The sequence below is a fragment of the Tardiphaga sp. OK246 genome (assembly GCF_900188215.1).
Lineage (GTDB): Bacteria > Pseudomonadota > Alphaproteobacteria > Rhizobiales > Xanthobacteraceae > Tardiphaga > Tardiphaga robiniae.
The window spans coordinates 80,501-97,920 of record NZ_FZOX01000008.1 but is presented as its reverse complement, the minus strand read 5'-3'; the positions used below and the strand labels follow the sequence as shown (position 1 = coordinate 97,920).

Annotated in this window: 16 protein-coding genes; 12 read left to right on the top strand and 4 right to left on the bottom strand. The window is 62.2% G+C overall.

Annotated elements, in window-relative coordinates; translation table 11 throughout:
* Positions 1-103: 103 nt before the first annotated feature.
* The 3 genes from CHC01_RS28275 to CHC01_RS28265 form a co-directional block, all read right to left on the bottom strand.
* On the bottom strand, positions 104-1,600 hold the full coding sequence (locus CHC01_RS28275; RefSeq protein WP_089267670.1) for a D-alanyl-D-alanine carboxypeptidase family protein: 1,497 nt from the start codon (positions 1,598-1,600) through the stop codon (positions 104-106).
* 207 nt (positions 1,601-1,807) lie between these two features.
* Positions 1,808-3,604, bottom strand: a complete 1,797-nt coding sequence (locus CHC01_RS28270; RefSeq protein WP_089267669.1) for a glucan ABC transporter ATP-binding protein/ permease — start codon at positions 3,602-3,604, stop codon at positions 1,808-1,810.
* 105 nt (positions 3,605-3,709) lie between these two features.
* Positions 3,710-4,783, bottom strand: coding sequence for an ABC transporter substrate-binding protein (locus tag CHC01_RS28265; RefSeq protein ID WP_089267668.1), 1,074 nt, complete (start codon positions 4,781-4,783; stop codon positions 3,710-3,712).
* Between the two features lie 235 nt (positions 4,784-5,018).
* Between CHC01_RS28265 and CHC01_RS28260 the strand changes: the two genes are divergently transcribed.
* The 4 genes from CHC01_RS28260 to CHC01_RS28245 all read left to right on the top strand — a co-directional run bounded on the left by CHC01_RS28260 (position 5,019) and on the right by CHC01_RS28245 (position 7,282).
* On the top strand, positions 5,019-5,450 hold the full coding sequence (locus tag CHC01_RS28260) for a hypothetical protein (protein ID WP_089267667.1): 432 nt from the start codon (positions 5,019-5,021) through the stop codon (positions 5,448-5,450).
* A gap of 150 nt (positions 5,451-5,600) precedes the next feature.
* A complete protein-coding gene (gene hisE, locus CHC01_RS28255; protein ID WP_089267666.1) occupies positions 5,601-5,999 on the top strand; it encodes a phosphoribosyl-ATP diphosphatase in 399 nt (132 codons plus the stop codon).
* Positions 6,000-6,066: 67 nt separating this feature from the next.
* Entirely contained in the window at positions 6,067-6,648 is a 582-nt protein-coding gene (locus CHC01_RS28250) for a YqaA family protein (RefSeq protein WP_089267665.1), read from the top strand.
* 46 nt (positions 6,649-6,694) lie between these two features.
* Positions 6,695-7,282, top strand: a complete 588-nt coding sequence (locus CHC01_RS28245; protein ID WP_244558551.1) for a hypothetical protein — start codon at positions 6,695-6,697, stop codon at positions 7,280-7,282.
* Between the two features lie 2 nt (positions 7,283-7,284).
* Here CHC01_RS28245 and CHC01_RS28240 read toward each other — a convergent pair whose 3' ends face one another.
* Positions 7,285-7,848 (bottom strand): TetR/AcrR family transcriptional regulator, encoded by a 564-nt coding sequence (locus CHC01_RS28240; protein ID WP_089267664.1) that lies wholly within the window; start codon positions 7,846-7,848, stop codon positions 7,285-7,287.
* 155 nt (positions 7,849-8,003) lie between these two features.
* Here CHC01_RS28240 and CHC01_RS28235 point away from each other — a divergent pair, with 155 nt between their 5' ends.
* The 8 genes from CHC01_RS28235 (at position 8,004) to CHC01_RS28200 (ending at position 17,194) form a co-directional block, all read left to right on the top strand.
* Positions 8,004-8,648 carry a glutathione S-transferase gene (locus tag CHC01_RS28235; protein WP_089267843.1) on the top strand — a complete coding sequence of 215 codons (645 nt, stop codon included), beginning with the start codon at positions 8,004-8,006 and terminating at the stop codon, positions 8,646-8,648.
* Positions 8,649-8,883: 235 nt separating this feature from the next.
* Complete coding sequence (locus CHC01_RS28230) at positions 8,884-9,852, top strand: NAD(P)H-dependent flavin oxidoreductase (RefSeq protein ID WP_068729293.1); 969 nt, start codon at positions 8,884-8,886, stop codon at positions 9,850-9,852.
* A gap of 24 nt (positions 9,853-9,876) precedes the next feature.
* On the top strand, positions 9,877-10,650 hold the full coding sequence (locus tag CHC01_RS28225) for a thioesterase family protein (protein WP_089267663.1): 774 nt from the start codon (positions 9,877-9,879) through the stop codon (positions 10,648-10,650).
* Between the two features lie 82 nt (positions 10,651-10,732).
* Entirely contained in the window at positions 10,733-12,229 is a 1,497-nt protein-coding gene (locus CHC01_RS28220) for an ATPase domain-containing protein (protein WP_089267662.1), read from the top strand.
* Between the two features lie 59 nt (positions 12,230-12,288).
* Positions 12,289-14,283, top strand: a complete 1,995-nt coding sequence (locus CHC01_RS28215; RefSeq protein ID WP_244558550.1) for a hybrid sensor histidine kinase/response regulator — start codon at positions 12,289-12,291, stop codon at positions 14,281-14,283.
* A 116-nt stretch (positions 14,284-14,399) separates the two neighbouring features.
* Positions 14,400-14,648, top strand: coding sequence for a hypothetical protein (locus CHC01_RS28210; RefSeq protein WP_068729285.1), 249 nt, complete (start codon positions 14,400-14,402; stop codon positions 14,646-14,648).
* 103 nt (positions 14,649-14,751) lie between these two features.
* Positions 14,752-15,429, top strand: a complete 678-nt coding sequence (locus CHC01_RS28205; RefSeq protein WP_089267660.1) for a hypothetical protein — start codon at positions 14,752-14,754, stop codon at positions 15,427-15,429.
* A 136-nt stretch (positions 15,430-15,565) separates the two neighbouring features.
* Positions 15,566-17,194, top strand: a complete 1,629-nt coding sequence (locus CHC01_RS28200; protein ID WP_089267659.1) for an inorganic phosphate transporter — start codon at positions 15,566-15,568, stop codon at positions 17,192-17,194.
* The last annotated feature ends 226 nt before the right edge of the window (positions 17,195-17,420 follow it).

Genomic DNA, 17,420 nt, shown 5'->3' with positions numbered 1-17,420 from the left:
AAGTATTGAGCAAAGCTGCCCTTGATAGCAAGGCGCGGCGCAACATGACGCAGCCGGAAACCGGCCGCGTTAACGATGATAGTTGAGCCTTGTCGACGAAGGTCTAAGTGCGCGGAGCTGCCGCAGCCGGCTTGGCTTCGCCGGTGGTAGCCTTCGGTGCGGGTTTGGCCGCTGCCTTCGGCTTGGCCGGCGTTGTGGCCGGAGCGGCGGTGGCTGCCGTGGCAGGCTTGGCAGCTGCGGGCTTGGCGGCGGCTGGCTTAGCTGCAGCGGCCGGTTTCGGCGCGACTGCATCCGGTTTCACCGCTGCCTGTTTTGCAGCCGGTTTGGCCGCAGGTTTCGCGGCTGGTTTCGCCTCGGCCGATGCTGCGGTTTTGGCGTCCTTGCTGTCGGCGGCCGCATCAGGCTTCTTGGCGGCGGTCTTGGTGCCCTTCTTGGCCTTGGGCTTCGGCGTCTGCCGGGCTTCTTCCACCGCATTGGCGGCGATCAGGTCGGCACCGGTCTTCTTCGGCCCAATATAAACGATCACCGGCTCGACCGGTGCGGCGGCTGCGGCGATCATGTCGACCGGGCGCAGCGTTGGCGGCTGCAGGCCGGCGGTGAAGAACGACATGGCCTGGCTGCTGGCTTCGTTGCTGGCGACGACTTCATCATCGGCGTCGCTGGCCGGGCGCTTGCGTTTCGGTCCGCACATCTCGTCGCGCAGGTTGGGCGGCGCGGCGTCGATCGGTGCGAGGGCATCCACGGTGCCGAGCGCCGGCTGCAGCCAGGTCAGGCCGCCTGTGCCGGTGTTGAAGCCGCGTTCCAGCAGCTGCGCGGCCTTGACGGCGCGCGCCTGGCCGGACGAGGCGCCGAGCACCACCGCGATCAGCCGCTTGTTGCCACGGGTGGCGGTGGCGACAAGATTGTAGCCGGAGGCGCAGATGAAACCGGTCTTCATGCCGTCGGCGCCGGGATAGCGGCCGATCAGCTTGTTGAAGTTCGGCGTGATGCGGCGGCCGAATTTGATCGCGGGAATATGGACGAAATATTCGTATTCCGGCAGGTCGCGAATGATCGCACGCGCAAGGATCGCGAGGTCGCGCGCCGAGGTCACCTGTTCGTCGGCAGGCAGGCCGTTCGGATTGACATAGTGGGTCTGCGTCATGCCGAGCTTCTGAGCCGTGGCATTCATCATCGCGGAAAATCCGTCGACGGAGCCGCCGACGCCTTCGGCGAGCACGACGGCCATGTCGTTGGCTGACTTCACCATCATCATCTTCAGCGCGTTATCGATCGTGACCTGCGTGCCGGCCTTGAAGCCCATCTTCGATGGCGACTGTGCGGAGGCGATCGGCGACACTGTCACCACCGTGTCGAGGTTGATGCGTCCCTGCTTCACCGCCTGCAGCGTGACATAGGTGGTCATCAGCTTGGTGACGGAGGCGGGATGCCACGGATAGGTCGCGTTCTCGGCCTGCAGGACCTTGCCGGTATCGGCTTCGACGAGCAGAAGCGCTTCAGCACTGGCCGTACGCGGCGCGGTCACGCCCAGCGCAAGTGCCGCGGCGAGAATGAACCAGTTGAATGATAGCAGGCGGCGCGATGCGAAGTGAAACTGCACTATCCGATTCCGGTCCTTTGCGGCCCGCCTGCAGTGCTCCAGCACCGCGCGCAGCAATTCTTGGATTTGAGGTTCGGGGCTCTCATGTCGGTCTGCCGTCACGCGGTGACGGCTGCAAACCTATACCGGCCGAGAGCATCAGAACAGTGGCGAGCCGGTTAAATCGGTGATGAAAGGGGCCAAATTTCGACCGGTTCTCCAAAGACATCAAAGGGGTTCGGCGACATCGGGCAGGGCCATGCTGGCGCGTGCGTCCTCCTGAACCATGAACTGGGCGGCGGCCAGACTGGCGAAATAGCCGCCCTGCATCACGAGTTCATCGAAAGTTCCCGCTTCGATCACGCGGCCGTTCTCAAATACGAGGATGCGCGTGGCGTTGCGGATGGTGGACAGCCTGTGCGCGATCACGAAGGTGGTGCGGCCCTTCATCACTTCATCGAGAGCGACGTTGAGCTTGGCCTCGGTCACGGCATCGAGCGCGCTGGTGGCCTCGTCGAGGATCAGGATCGGCGGATCCTTCAGCAGAGCTCGCGCGATCGACAGCCGCTGCCGCTCGCCGCCGGATAGCATGCGACCACGCTCGCCGGCATTGGTGTTGAAACCGTTATCGCTGCGTTCGATGAAATCGAGCGCCTGGGCGCGGGCAGCGGCAATGCGCAACTCTTCGTCCGTCGCATCCGGCTTGCCGACGCGCAGGTTGTCGGCGATGGAGCGATTGAACAGCAGCGCCTCCTGGAACACGACGCCGATGTTTCGGCGCAGGCCCGACAGGGTGAGTGCACGGACATCCATACCGTCGATCGAGATGATGCCGGATTGCGGGTCGAAGGCCCGGTGCAGCAGTGCGATAGCGGTGGATTTGCCGGCGCCGGTGGCGCCGACGAGCGCGATGGTCTCGCCGGGCAGCGCCGTGAAGGACAGATCCGCGATGGCCGGCCGCTTACCGTCATAGGAGAACGACACGTCGTTGAATTCGACCATGCCCTGCAGCCGGCCGGGATCCATGGCGTCGATACGGTCGCGCACGGCAGGCACGGCATCGAGCACATTCATGAAATCGCGCAGCCGCGGCGCTTCCATGAAGATGGTGTTGATGAAAGAAACCACCTGTTCGAGCTTCTGGATCAGCATCGTCGCAAAACTGACGAACATCACGATCTCGCCGACGGTGGTGAGACCCTGCTGATGCAGCGCGATGCCGACGGTGAAGATCGCCAGCACGGTGATGGTGGTGGAGGCGCGCGTCATCACCGAGACCACTGCCCACCACGACAGTACCGGCATCTGCTTTTCGAGCAACTGGCTGGAGACGCCACGCAGGCCCTGCACCTCGGCATCGATGCGCGTGAAGCTCTGCACCAGCGCGACATTGCCCAGCGCGTCGGACGCGCGCGCGGAAAGGTCGCCGTAATGCTCCTCGACGTCGCTCTGCATGCCGGATGTCTTGCGCACGACCATCGTGGTCAGCACCGTGAACACGACGCACAGGATCACGAGCAGCATCGCCAGCCGCCAGTTGAGATAGATCGACAGCGGCAGCAGCACGAACAGCGAGACGATGGAGGCGAAGTGCTCGCGGAAGAAGCCGAGCCAGACGCGCCACAGGGCATCGGTGCCCGCCAGCATCACTTTCATCAGGCGCCCTGAATGCGTACCGGTGTGGAAGGTCAGCGGCAATTGCATGATGTGTTCGAAATAATCGGTCAGCACCGCCTGGCGCTGGCGATGCGCGAGGCGATCCGCATGAAGCGCCACCACCGCGCCGCAGACGATGGTGAACAGGCCGAACGCAACCCAGGCCGCCAATAGCGGCCAGGGCGATGCGCTGTCCGTCTGCATCGCGGCCGTCGAGAGATTGCCGGAGAGCACGTCGATGATCCGGCCGAACAGCACCGGTTCGGCGAATTGCGCGCCGGCCAGCAGCAGGTTGGCGCCCGCCAGGATCCAGCCAAGGCGCCTCTCCTTGCCGAGCAGCTCCAGCACACGGGTGTAAAGACGGATCATGGGAGGTCACTCAGCGCAGCGCGAACGGGATAACCGATTGCACACAGTCTAGGCGGGGATGGCAGCCGAATACAGCTTCGGGAAAAGTTGTTCAGTTGAACTTCTTCAGTTCATCTTGCGGCCGACCGAGCCCGGCAGGAAGCTGTCGTCGAAGATGTCCGCGGCTGAGGGCCGCTTCTTGAAGGTAAAATCTTCGGCGATCTCGTTGAGCGACGCCTCAAAGCGTGCGGCGTCGATGCCACCCAGCCCGTCGCGGCGGACGTCGTCGGTCAGGATATTGTCGGTAATGGCAATGTGGAGCCGCGTCAGTTCGAGCTCGCGCGAACCATTCTCCATCTGGGTCATGACGTCGGTGATCGCCTTGGCCGGGTCCTGGATCGCCAACTGCGTCCCGGCGGTGACGGCACGAATGAATGCTTTCACGGCCTCAGGTCTGGCGGCAGCGAATTTCGGATTGACGATCAGCGCGAGGCCATAGGCGGCGGAGCCGAACTCGGCGAAACGAAACACTGCCAGGTCATCCGCGGGGACGCCGCGGTCGCGCAGGTTGACCGCCGAGAGATAGGAGAAGCCGGTGACCGCATCGACCTGACCGGCCGAGAGCATCGGTTCGCGCACCGCGGCGCTGATCCTCTCCAGCTTCACGGCTGCAAGCTTGATGTTGTTGCGCTTGGCCAGTGCCGGCCATAGCCGGATCGCGAGATCGCGATCAGCGACCCCAAGCACTTTTCCTTCAAGGCTACCGAGCGAGATCACGCCGCGGCTCTTGCGGGCGACGATGGCGTAGGGTGCTACATTGAGCAGCACGAAGACGGCTTTCACTGTCGCGGCGTCGGTGTCGCCGCGATAGCGGATCAACGCATTGAGATCGGCCAGCGCCATGTCGCAGGCGCCGGAAGCGATCCGCGCGATGGCCTCCTTCGATCCCGCGGCCACGGTGGTGGTTACATTCAAGTTCTCGGCCCGGTACAGGCCGCGGGCATCGGCGAGCACGAAAGGTGCGGCAATCGCATCGACTGCGCGATCGAGCGCAAACTGGATATTGGTCGGTGCTTTGTCGTCAGGCGCCTTGTCGTCAGCAGCGGCGTGTCCCGATGATGCGCAAAAAGCGACGGAGCCCAGCGCACTCAGCGAGAGGAGGACATGCCGCCGGGAAATGTTGGTCGCGTTTCTGGGCATCAAGATACTTAACGACTGACGGACCGGCAGTTACCCCGCCGGGCATGTCTGATTGATGGCGCCATGGTGCGACATCTTGCGCGTCGTTTCTAACCGTAAAAGGCTGAACGGGAGATGACTGCCCCGATTTGGACACCGATCGTTCAGCTGCCGTTGGGGTTGGGGAACTCATAGTGGCCGAAGTGGTTGGCTATACAGAGGCCCACAGGGCCAGACGACCACGGAGGACATTGAGATGTTCGTACGAAATGGATTGTTTAATAAGACCGGCCGCGCCGCCATCGTGGCGACCGTCGCGGCCATGACGATCTCGGCAATTGCGCCGACCGGAGCATTTGCGGCGCCTGTCGCCAAGAACACGAGCCAGGCTGTGGCAACTCACGGCACCAGCGATGCGACTGATTTCAGCAGCGCGCGCCGTCGCCATTATCGCGGTGGCGGCAATGCCGCCGGCCTTGCGGCCTTTGGCGCCATCGTCGGTACCATTGGCGCAATCGCTGCCACGCAGAGCCGTCGCGACTATTACTACGATAATGGCCCGGGCTACGGCTACTACGGTGGTGGCCCGGCCTATTATGATGGCGGTCCTGCCTATTACGGTGGCGTGCCGTATCGCGGCTATGGCGGTGGTCATGGTTATGATAATTCGCGTCGTATGACCTGGTAGTTCGCGATCGGTCACAACTTATTTCGTCATGCAACTGTCACTTAACTATCAAACGCCGGTCGCGCTTGCGGCCGGCGTTTTGACGTCGTTGCAGACACTTGAAAGCCAGGCGTTAACGCGCTGGCCACGGCTTTGGGATAGTGTAGTTGCATGAGTGATTCGCTCGACCGGCTTTATCAGGCGGTGATCGCGGCCAAGGATCTCGATCCCTCGGTCTCGCGAACGGCCCGGCTTTATCAGCAGGGGCCGGAAAAGATGGCGAAGAAGCTCGCCGAAGAAGCCATCGAGGTCGTCATCGATGCGATCAACCGCAAACCGGACGCCGTGATCCGCGAAAGCGCCGATCTTCTCTACAATTTGACTGTATTGTGGGCGGCCGCGGGCGTGCGTCCTGAGCAGGTCTGGGCCGAGATGAGCCGGCGTGAAGACATGCTCGGTATCGCCGAAAAGCTCCCGAAACCGCCGAAACGGCCCAAATCCATCGAGCAAAGCGCTGCGCGGCGGCCAATTGTCGCGCTCGAAGGTCGTCGCCTTCGCAAATTGAGTTAAGCTTTTCGTCTCACGCGTGTCAGCCCAGCCATAGACAAATCGGCGTCAGGATGGTTCATCGCGAACCATGCTCAGACGAATGTATGACTGGTGTATCGACGCCGCCCACAAGCCCTATGCCCTCTGGATTTTGGGCATCGTGTCCTTCGCGGAAAGTTCGTTCTTTCCGGTGCCGCCGGATGTGATGTTGATTCCGATGGCGCTGGCCCGGCCACAGAAGGCCTGGCTCTATGCGGGCATTTGCACCATTACCTCAGTGCTCGGCGGCGTGGTGGGATATCTCATCGGCGCGGTGCTGTATGACTCCGTCGGCCAATGGGTCATTCATTTCTATGGCTATGGCGACAAGGTCGAGGCATTCCGCGCCGGCTATGCCGAATATGGCGCATGGATCATCCTGCTGAAGGGGCTGACGCCGATCCCCTACAAGCTTGTCACCATCACGTCAGGTTTCGCCAACTATAATATCTGGATGTTCATCGCGCTGTCGGTGGTTGCCCGTGGCGTGCGCTTCTATGTCGTCGCCATCCTGCTCAACCGGTACGGCGTATGGATTCGCGAGACCATCGAGAAGCGTCTGGGTCTGTGGGTTGCGCTGGGTGTCGGCGTTCTGGTGCTCGGCTTCATCATCGCATTCCGGCTGTTCTAGATCTGAATGCTTCCCCCGGCGCAGGTGCCGGGATACGTTCCGCATCATGTTCGATTTGACCCGTCTGTTGGCTCCGGTAACCCGCAACTGCGTCGTCGCTGCGATCGCGGTGCTGACCGTGGGCGCAGCTACGATGTGCGCCTGGTCGCAGGCGATGCAGCAGCAGCCGGCTCCGCAGAAGTCGATCACGATTCAGGTTGTCCCGGCTCCCTCGGCCGCACCCCCGCCTGCCGCGGCTTTCGCGCCGGCTCCGATGGCTGAACAGGCGCCGCCGCCGTCACCGCCCCCGGCGCCCGAGAATCCCGGCCTGTTCAACGAGATCGGCAAGCTGTTCAAGAATTCCACCTCGCTGCTGCCGTCGCTGCCCACCATGCCGTCGCTCGGCACCGACAGCCTGACCAAGCTGAACACGGTGGTGAAGGGACGGGTGGCTTGTCCGGTCGCTGCCAATGGCGCACCCGACTGCAAGGCGGCCTCAGACAAACTGTGTCAGAGCAAGGGCTTCAAGGACGGCAAGAGCCTCGACACCGACGCCGCGCAAAGCTGCTCGCCCAGGGCTATGATCCCCGGCCGCGCGCCGGAGCCGGGTGACTGCAAGACGGAAAATTACGTCACCCAGGCGCTCTGCCAGTAGGTCTATGCCGGCAACAGACCCGCTGCGCGATAACTCTCGATGAGCGTGTCATAGAGCGAGACATCCGCGCGGCTTCTTGCCATCAGCTGGGCGCCGGTGATGGCGGCGAAGATAGCGCGCGCGCGCGGTTCGCTCTTCTCAGGGCTCGCGGCGGTCACAGCGGCGAGAACCTTGCTCAGCCATGCCACGTTGATATCGGTGAAGGTCCGGATCTCTTTCTTCACCGGCTCCGGAAGGTCGTCATATTCGGCGGCCATGAAGCTGCAGAGGCACATGCGGTTGCCGCTCTCCAGCGCCTTGCGGAACGTGCCGGGATATAGGCGGAGACAGGCGGCCGGATCCGTGGACTCGGCGAGCAGTGCCTCCAGATAGGCGGCCGAGTCCTCCCAATAGCGCCTGGCGACGGCGGCGCCGAGATCGGCCTTGCTCGGGAAGTGATGGTAGATGCTCGCGGCCTTGATGCCCACATCTGCCGCGAGATCGCGGAAATTCAGGCCGCTATAGCCATGGGCCTGCGCGGTCAGTTTCGCGGCCGCCAAGATGGCTTCTCTGGAGTTCGAACTCATATCCCGGTCTCACAACCCCGTGTTTGCGGCCTACCAAGTGATAGATAGGCGTTGACGCCTGTAAATCAAAGCCGTAAATCGACCTACCAACTGATAGGTAGGATGAATTGATGAATACTCAGATCTCCAATGGCGACGCAACAAAGCTCCCGATGATGACGATTCACGATTGGAGCACAGGGCCTTACCCGGCGCGCGTCCGGATCGCTGTGGCCGAGAAGAACCTCCGATCGCGTATCAATTTTGTGTCGGTCGATCTCACCAAAGGCGAACACAAGAAGCCCGAATTCCTCGTCAAGAATTACTCAGGCACGTTGCCGGTGCTCGAACTCGACGACGGCACTTTCATTGCCGAATGCACGGCCATTACCGAGTATCTCGACGGACTTGAGGGCTCACCCACACTCACCGGCGGCACGCCGCGCGAGACGGGCTTGATTCACATGATGAGCAAGCGTGCCGAGCTGGAGCTGCTCGACGCTATCAGTGTCTATTTCCATCACGCGACACCGGGGCTCGGACCCCACGTCGAGATCTATCAAAATGCCGAGTGGGGTTTCCGCCAGCGCGACAAGGCGCTCAGGGGAATGGTGTACTTTGACGGGGTGTTGAAAAAGCAGCCATTCATCGCCGGCAATTTTTTCTCGATGGCCGATATCACGGTAATTGGCGGTTTGATCTTCGCCGGTCTCGTGAAACTCGAGGTGCCTGCGGAGTACGAGGCTCTCCACGCCTGGTACGCAAGGATGAACGAGCGTCCCAGCGTCAAGCACCGTGTGACGATGTCAGAACCCGCTTGATCGGGCGCTTGCCGACAATCGATCAGTCATCCCGATAATGGGGCGCCACCTCGATAATGTGGTGCCCCATTATTCCGCGTACCGGACGAACGCCGCTCGGGGTCCGGCTTTTTTCTCCCGCAGCGCAATTGCCATCCGCCCCACGCTTCTGGCATCGTCCGCCCGCACCCGGATCGACCGGGGGCAGGCGCGCAGGATCGCGCACAAATCAAGAAAAGAAGTCGAGGAATTTCCCATGTCGATGCCGGCTTTGTTCAAGAACCGCCTGTCGCTGCCCGTGATCGGTTCGCCGCTGTTCATCATTTCGGTGCCGGATCTCGTCATCGCGCAGTGCAAAGCGGGTATCGTCGGCGCGTTTCCCGCGCTGAATGCACGTCCGGCGGCGCTGCTCGACGAATGGCTGCACCGGATCAAGGAAGAACTCGCCGCGCATGACAAGGCGCATCCGGATCGGCTCTCCGCACCCTTCGCGGTCAACCAGATCGTGCACAAGTCCAACAACCGGCTCGAGCAGGACATGGCGCTTTGCGAAAAGCATAAAGTGCCGATGATGATCACCTCGCTTGGCGCGCGTGAAGAACTCAATCAGGCGGCCCATGCCTGGGGCGGCATCGTGTTTCATGACGTCATCAATCAGCGTTTCGCGCACAAGGCGATCGAGAAGGGGGCTGACGGCCTGATCCTCGTTGCGGCAGGCGCCGGCGGTCATGCTGGCGAGATTTCGCCGCTCGCGTTCGTCGCCGAGACCCGGCAGTGGTTCGACGGTCCGATCGCACTGTCGGGCGCCATCGCCAACGGCCGCGCCATTCGCGCCGCGCGTATCCTCGGTGCCGACTTCGCCTATATCGGTTCGGCCTTCATCGCCACTACCGAAGCGAATGCGGTGCCTGGCTACAAGGACATGATCGCGGCTTCCGGCTCGGAAGACATCGTCTATTCGAATCTCTTCACCGGCGTTCACGGCAACTACCTGAAGCCGTCCATCGTCGCCGCCGGCATGGATCCGGACAATCTGCCGGAGTCCGATCCGACCAAGATGAATTTCGGCACCGACGCCAGTGGCGAGCGTGCCAAGCCAAAGGCCTGGAAGGAGATCTGGGGCAGCGGCCAGGGCATCGGCAGCGTGTCGAAGGTCGTGCCGGTGGCCGAGCTCGTTGCGCGCTTCAAGAAGGAATATGACGAAGCGATCGATCCGCCGCTCTGATCCTGCAGTGAGAAGGCCGATCTGATGGACGCCATCTATCGCGTCGACGGCAATCATGTCGTCACCAGCCCGCATGCTGCGGGTCCGTGGAATGAGACGATGCAGCACGGCTCGGCGCCATCGGCGCTGGTGACGTGGTTGGCCGAACAGATGCCGACCGCAAGTCCGATGCATGTGACGCGCGTCACCATCGACTTGTTGCGGCCGGTGCCGGTAGCGCCGCTCACTTTCGAGACGGAAGTGCTGCGCGAGGGTCGCAAGATTCAGCTCGTTGGCGTCAGACTGATAGCGAACGGCACCGTCGTGGTGCGTGCGACGGTGCTGAAGATCAGGGCGGAGGCGCAGGCGCTTCCGTCGGAGATCGCCGATCCGCCGGTCACGGTGCCGCCGCCGGATCAGGGTGGATTGCTGGAGCCACGTTACGCCAGCAGTCCCTTCGTCACCGGCATGACCATTCGCGCTGTGCGCGGCGGCTTCCTCTCGCTCGGGCCGGGCGCGATCTGGTACCGGGCCAACCGGCCGATCGTCGAAGGCGCCGGCCTCTCGCAGGTGATGCGTGCCGTCATTGCGGCCGACTTCAGCAACGGCTCGTCACCGGTGCTGAGTTTCGACGACTGGACCTTCCTGAATGCGGACCTCACCGTGAGCCTGTCGCGTCCGCCGGTGGGCGACTGGATCCTGCTGGACGGGGAGAGCTGGATCGGACCGGATGGCGCCGGTCTTGCTGCGTCGAAGCTCGCCGATATCGATGGTTATTTCGGCCGGGCCGTTCAGAGCCTGGTCATTGAGAAACGTTGACGACCGCCGCGCTTTCTAGAATTTTTGGTCTGGACAGGGAACCGATTGATATTGCCCCGGTTATCGCGCGTCAGGGGGCAGTATGAGTTCGACGCACGTGCAGGACGACAAAGCCAGGACCGGCATCTGGGGATTGGATAATATCCTCTCCGGCGGATTCTCCCGAGGTCACATTTTTCTTGTCGAAGGCGCGCCGGGGACAGGCAAGACCACGGTCGCGTTGCAGTTCTTGCTGGAGGGCGCGCGGATCGGAGAGAAGGGTCTCTACATCACGCTATCCGAGACGGATAGTGAGTTGCGCGATGGCGCAGCGTCCCATGGCTGGACCCTCGACAAGAGCATTGAAGTTTTCGAGCTCCTGCCGCCGGAAAGCCTGCTTGACGAGGATCAGCAACAGAGCCTGCTCTATTCGTCCGACCTCGAACTCGGTGAAACCACCAAGCAGATATTCGAGGCCGTGGAACGCACCCAGCCGAGCAGGGTCGTCTTGGACAGCCTGTCGGAAATCCGATTGCTGGCGCAGAGCTCGTTGCGTTATCGCCGCCAGATACTGGCCATCAAGCATTACTTCGCAAAATTCGGCACGACGGTGATGTTGCTCGACGACCTCACGGCTGAAGTGGCCGACAAGACAGTGCACAGCGTCGCGCATGGCGTGCTGCGGCTCGAAGAACTGGCACCCTCCTATGGCGCAGAGCGTCGGCGTGCGCGGGTGATCAAATATCGCGGTGTCAAGTTTCGCGGCGGCTACCACGATGCCACCATCACCACGGGCGGGCTTAACGTTTTTCCTCGGCTGGTCGCATCCGAATTCCGCAACAGCATGGACCGCAAGACCAAGTCGAGCGGCATTGCGCAACTCGATCAACTGCTCGGTGGCGGGATCGAGACCGGCTCCAGCACATTGATTCTCGGGCCCGCGGGCACCGGCAAATCACTCACTGCGATCGTCAATGTAGTCGCAGCAGTGAAGCGCGGCGAGAAGGCTGCAATGTTTATCTTCGACGAGGAGCTTGGACTGCTGTTCGATCGCATGAAGGGGATCGGAATCGATCTGCCTGCCATGCAGGAAAGCGGGCATCTGTTTGTCGAACAGGTCGATGCCGCCGAATTGTCGCCCGGTGAATTTGCGCATCGCGTCCGTCGTCAGATCGACGAGCACAACATCAAGACCGTCGTGATCGACAGTCTGAATGGCTATCAGGCCTCGATGCCGGAAGAGAATTCGCTGATCCTGCACATGCATGAGCTGCTGCAATATCTCAATCGCAGGGGCGCCGCGACATTCATGACGGTGGCGCAGCATGGCCTCGTCGGCGATATGAAGGCGCCGGTGGACGTCACCTATCTCGCCGATACCGTGATCCTGCTCCGTTACTTCGAAGCAAGCGGCAGCGTTCGCCGTGCGATGTCCGTGATCAAGAAGCGAACCGGTGCGCATGAGTCGACCATTCGCGAGTACCGGATCGACGGGCGAGGTCTCACGATCGGCGCGCCGCTGAGCGAATTCCAGGGCGTGTTGCGTGGCGTACCCATTTACAACGGTCAAAATTCTCTGCTTGAGGGATCCTCGGCGTGAAACCGGGGCGTTCCTCCGAGCGCGCTGTCATCCTTGCTCCCACAGGGCGCGATTCTGCAGTGGCTGCGGCATTAATCCGCGAGGCCGGTTTTTACGCGCAACCCTGCGCGGATTTTCCGACGCTGCTCGACGAGATCAAGGGCGGCGCCGGCGTGGCTGTCATTGCTGACGAGGCGATCAAGACCGTTGATCTGCGCGGCCTCGGCAGCTGGCTGCATGATCAGCCGTCGTGGTCCGATTTCCCGATCATCCTGCTGACACGTCAGGGCGGCGGACCGGAGCGCAACCCGGATGCCGCGCGGCTCGGACAGTTACTCGGCAATGTGACGTTCATCGAGCGCCCGTTTCACCCGACAACCCTGATTTCGATCGTCGGTTCGGCCGTCCGCGCGCGCCGGCGTCAGTATCAGACGCGTGCCATTCTCGAAGATCTTGGCGACAGTCAGGGGCTGCTGCAGACGGCGCTCGATGCGGGACGGCTCGGGACGCTCGAATTGCATCTGCCCGAACTTGGGCTTGAGGTCTCGGATACGACCAAGGCATGCTTCGGCCGCCGGCCGGATCAGTCGTTCACGTTCAGGGAGTTGCAGGCCGCGGTTCATCCCGATGATCGCGAGCAACGCCAGCAGGCGCTCGATGCGACGCTGATGGCCGGCGCGGATTACAATGTCGAATACCGCAATATCTGGCCGGACGGCTCGGTGCATTGGGTCGAGACGCGCGCGCGCATGGTCCGTGGGCCTGACGGCAAGCCGAAAACGCTGGTCGGCGTCTCCGTCGATATCACGGCGCGAAAGTCTGCCGATATCGATCGCGACAACTTGCTGGAGCAGTTGACGGCGGAGCGGTCCGCGCTTGCCGAGCTTACGGCGACACTCGAACAGCGTGTCGAGGAACGCAGCAACGACCTGATGAAGGAAGTTGCGGCGCGCGAGAAGGCGCAGGACCAACTGCGCCAGGCGCAGAAGATGGAGACCATCGGCCAGCTCACCGGCGGCGTCGCGCATGACTTCAACAATCTGCTGATGGCGGTGATGGGTAATCTCGATCTGCTGCGCAAGCGCATGCCGGATGATCCGCGCCTGAAACGACTGGTCGATGGTGCCATGCAGGGCGCCGAACGCGGCGCATCACTGACGCAGCGGCTGCTGGCCTTTGCACGGCAGCAGGATCTGAAAGCGGTGGCTGTCGATCTCGGCGCGCTGGTCCGCGGCATGAGCGATCTGCTTGAGCGCTCGCTCGGGCCGCGCGTGGCGCTGCGTCTCGATATTCCCGACGATCTGCCGCGGGCGCAGATCGATCCCAATCAGCTCGAACTCGCCATCCTCAATCTCGCGATCAATGCGCGCGACGCCATGCAGGACGGCGGCTCCATCGATATCAAGGTGAAGAAGCATAGGGTCGGCAAGGGCGACCCGGCTCTGAAGCCCGGCGACTATCTCAAGGTGTCGATCATCGACAATGGCGCCGGCATGTCGCCGGAGACATTGAAGAAGGCGATCGAGCCGTTCTTCTCGACCAAGCCGGTCGGCAAGGGTACCGGTCTCGGTCTGTCCATGGTGCACGGTCTGGCTGTACAGCTCGGCGGCACGCTCGATCTCTCGAGCGTCGTCGGCAAGGGAACGACGGCGACCCTCGTGCTGCCGGTCACCGACAGGAAGCCGGAGGCCGCCGATACGGCCCATGTCATGCGCCACGCCGCGCGCTCTGCCGTGATCCTGTTTGTCGATGACGATCCTCTCATCGCGATGTCGACGACGGAGATGCTGGAGGATCTCGGCCATCGCGTGATCCCCGCGACTTCGGGGCGGCATGCGCTGGAGATTCTGAAAAGCGACGAGCCGCTCGATCTGATGATGACCGATCACATGATGCCCGGCATGACCGGCATCGAGCTTGCGGCTTATTCCCGCGAAATGCGGCCGTCGCTGCCGGTCCTGCTCGCCACTGGCTACGCGGATTTGCCCGAAGGCGCTCAGCTCGATCTGCCCCGGCTTGCCAAGCCGTATCATCAGGATCAGCTCCGGGATCGGCTCGATCAACTGCTGGGCTAAGCCCCCTCCGGCCGGGGTGGTATCAATCTGCCAGCGGCGCAGCGAAATTAACCATTCATTAAATCCTGTGGAACCAACAATGCCCCAGTCGGGAATCAACCGATTCAGGGGCCATCATGGATATCGAAGCCTATTTCGCGAAGACGCCGGCCACGATCGAGGAGATCAAGGCACGCGTGGCCGCAGCCTTCGGCCGTCATCCGCTGTGCCGCGAGGTGCAGTTCGACATCGTCAGCACGCCCCGCGCCGGAAAGGGCGCAAACTGGACCATCAGCATGCAATCGGTCGCTCCGGATGCGCTGTGGGAAGCTTCCGATATCGTGAGCGATATCCAGGAAGCCTATGTTCTCGCCAACGCCGCCTGAACCTATGTGAGTATTATCGCACCGTTCTGGTATGGTTAGGCCATAATTAATCTCCATTTGTGAGGACAGGTACCTCTGGTAGTCCTGAATTTCGGAGACTGGCTTGACGCGTGCGCTGACCCTTCTTGTGCTGGGCTGCCTGTTGCTGACCGGCGTGGCTGTTGCGAGCATCCTCGGTCGCGATAGCATCCCATCGCTGTCGCTGTCATATGACGACAGTGCCGCGCAAAATTCGGTCGCGGTGTCGCGCGGACCGGTTTCCAATACGCAAGGCAAGAAAGACAGGTTGCCATTGGCCGGCGCCATGATGGCGTCGCTCGATCCGCAGCAGGTCCCGAGCGTCGACGGCAGTCCGTTGCGCCAGGCCTTTGCATCCGACAGTCCGATCGAAGCACCCGGTTCGACGGTGCTTGCACCGATCGTGGTGCCGCAGCCGACCGCCAAGCCCAAGGCTGCTGCCAAGCCGGTGCAGAAGACCTATACGCTGCTCAGCGATGCGCAGATTTCGGCGATCAAGACCCGGCTCAATCTGACGGCGTCGCAGGAATCGTACTGGCCCGGCGTCGAAGCGGCGCTGCGCAACGTGGCGCGCAGGATCCACGAGACCAAACAGGCCAGTCCGTCAGCCGGCGCGCCGCCGATCGATCCCGATAGCGACGAGGTGCAGCAGCTCAAGTCCGCTGCGATGCCGTTGTTGTTCCAGTTGCGTGAGGATCAGAAGCGCGAAGTCCGTGCACTGGCGCGCATGATCGGACTTGAAAAGGTCGCGTCGGCGATCTGAGCGCCTGTCACATGCCGGCCCGTCGGCGACGCATGACTGTCACAACCCGCAACAGACAAATTGTCGCGCCTGTCATCCGGGCTTCGCATCCGTGGTGCAGAGATTAACGCCTCTTAACCTGTAACGGGGGCGTTTCATGACCGATTTCACTGCCAATCAATCGATTTCCGGAGGCGCGGCTGTTGAGCCGGCGTCGCGGCCCAATCTCGACAAGGGCTTTAACCCGCTGACGATGATCCTGTTTTTCGGGATCCTGGCCGCCGGCCTCCTGTTCGTCGCCTACAGCATTTATGTCGACGTCAATGCCACCGGCACCCGCGTTACCAGCTACCTGCCTTACCTCCTGCTGTTCGTGGCGCTGCTGATCGCGCTCGGCTTCGAATTCGTCAACGGCTTCCATGACACCGCCAATGCGGTTGCCACGGTCATCTACACCCACTCGCTGCCGGCGGAATTCGCCGTGATGTGGTCGGGCTTCTTCAACTTCCTCGGCGTGCTGTTCTCCACGGGCGCGGTGGCCTTCGGCATCGTCTCGCTGTTGCCGGTCGAATTGATCCTGCAGGTCTCCAGCGGCGCCGGCTTTGCCATGGTGTTCGCGCTGCTGATCGCAGCGATCATCTGGAATCTCGGCACCTGGTATCTCGGCCTGCCGGCCTCCAGCTCGCACACGCTGATCGGTTCGATCATCGGCGTCGGTATCGCCAATGCGCTGATGCGCGGCCGTGATGGCACCTCGGGTGTGGATTGGGGCAAGGCCACCGAAATCGGCTATGCGCTGCTACTGTCGCCGCTGTTCGGCTTCGCCTGCGCCGCCATCCTGCTGCTGGTGCTGAAGTTCCTCGTGCGTAACCCTGCTTTGTACGCAGCACCGGACGGCAACAAGGCGCCGCCGTTGTGGATCCGCGGCATCCTGATCGCGACCTGCACCGGCGTGTCCTTCGCACATGGTTCGAATGACGGTCAGAAGGGCATGGGCCTGATCATGCTGGTGCTGATCGGCACCGTGCCGACCGCCTATGCGCTCAACCGCGCATTGCCAGAATCCCGCGTCGCCCAGTTCCAGGTCAACTCCATCGCGGCCGCAAAGGTGATCGCAGCCAAGGGTGCCGGCCATAGCATCATCGGCGATCCCCGTCCGGCGGTGACCACCTATGTCTCGCAGCGCAAGATCAGCGAAGGCACCTATCCGTCGCTCGCCGTTCTCGTGCAGCAGGTCGGCGATCAGGTCCGCAGCTACGGCACGCTCGACAAGGTGCCCGCGGAATCCGTCGGCAACACCCGTAACGACATGTATCTCGCATCGGAAGCCATCCGCTTCCTGATGAAGGACAAGGAAAACGACCTCAACAAGGAAGATGTCGCGACGCTCAATGCCTATAAAGGCTCGCTCGATGCCGCGACCAAGTTCATCCCGGATTGGGTGAAGATCGCCGTGGCCATCGCACTCGGCCTCGGCACCATGGTCGGCTGGAAGCGCATCGTCGTCACCGTCGGTGAGAAGATCGGCAAGACGCATCTGACCTATGCGCAGGGCGCTTCGGCCGAACTCGTGGCTGCGGCCACCATCGGTGCCGCCGACGTGTTCGGTCTGCCGGTCTCGACCACCCACGTGCTGTCGTCCGGCGTCGCCGGCACCATGGCGGCGAACGGTTCGGGCCTGCAGATGGCCACCATCCGCAACCTGCTGATGGCCTGGGTGCTGACGCTGCCCTGCGCCATCATGCTCTCGGCCTCGCTCTACGTGCTGTTCAGCCAGTTGTTCTGAGAACAGACGAGGCCGCTGTGGAAGCGTAGCGGCCTCGCTCTTTCAGATCGCGAAAAGAAGAAGGCCCGCGCATCATCTGCGCGGGCTTTTTTATCGAACAACGCTGTCATTCCGGGGCGTGTGCGCATCTTCGCGCACGCGAACCCGGAATCCCAGAATGCTTTGCAAAACACTTCGGGATTCCGGGTTCGCATTTCAGCGGCTTCGCCGCCTTCATGCGCCCCGG

Excerpts from the sequence above, each read along its gene's own strand:
- CHC01_RS28265 (WP_089267668.1), bottom strand. The coding sequence starts at position 4,783 with ATGCCCAGAAACGCGACCAACATTTCCCGGCGGCATGTCCTCCTCTCG.
- CHC01_RS28245 (WP_244558551.1), top strand. The coding sequence starts at position 6,695 with ATGTTCGATTTGACCCGTCTGTTGGCTCCGGTAACCCGCAACTGCGTC.
- CHC01_RS28235 (WP_089267843.1), top strand. The coding sequence starts at position 8,004 with ATGACGATTCACGATTGGAGCACAGGGCCTTACCCGGCGCGCGTCCGG.
- CHC01_RS28240 (WP_089267664.1), bottom strand. The coding sequence starts at position 7,848 with ATGAGTTCGAACTCCAGAGAAGCCATCTTGGCGGCCGCGAAACTGACC.
- CHC01_RS28220 (WP_089267662.1), top strand. The coding sequence starts at position 10,733 with ATGAGTTCGACGCACGTGCAGGACGACAAAGCCAGGACCGGCATCTGG.
- CHC01_RS28200 (WP_089267659.1), top strand. The coding sequence starts at position 15,566 with ATGACCGATTTCACTGCCAATCAATCGATTTCCGGAGGCGCGGCTGTT.
- hisE (WP_089267666.1), top strand. The coding sequence starts at position 5,601 with ATGAGTGATTCGCTCGACCGGCTTTATCAGGCGGTGATCGCGGCCAAG.
- CHC01_RS28250 (WP_089267665.1), top strand. The coding sequence starts at position 6,067 with ATGCTCAGACGAATGTATGACTGGTGTATCGACGCCGCCCACAAGCCC.
- CHC01_RS28270 (WP_089267669.1), bottom strand. The coding sequence starts at position 3,604 with ATGATCCGTCTTTACACCCGTGTGCTGGAGCTGCTCGGCAAGGAGAGG.
- CHC01_RS28230 (WP_068729293.1), top strand. The coding sequence starts at position 8,884 with ATGTCGATGCCGGCTTTGTTCAAGAACCGCCTGTCGCTGCCCGTGATC.
- CHC01_RS28225 (WP_089267663.1), top strand. The coding sequence starts at position 9,877 with ATGGACGCCATCTATCGCGTCGACGGCAATCATGTCGTCACCAGCCCG.
- CHC01_RS28210 (WP_068729285.1), top strand. The coding sequence starts at position 14,400 with ATGGATATCGAAGCCTATTTCGCGAAGACGCCGGCCACGATCGAGGAG.
- CHC01_RS28260 (WP_089267667.1), top strand. The coding sequence starts at position 5,019 with ATGTTCGTACGAAATGGATTGTTTAATAAGACCGGCCGCGCCGCCATC.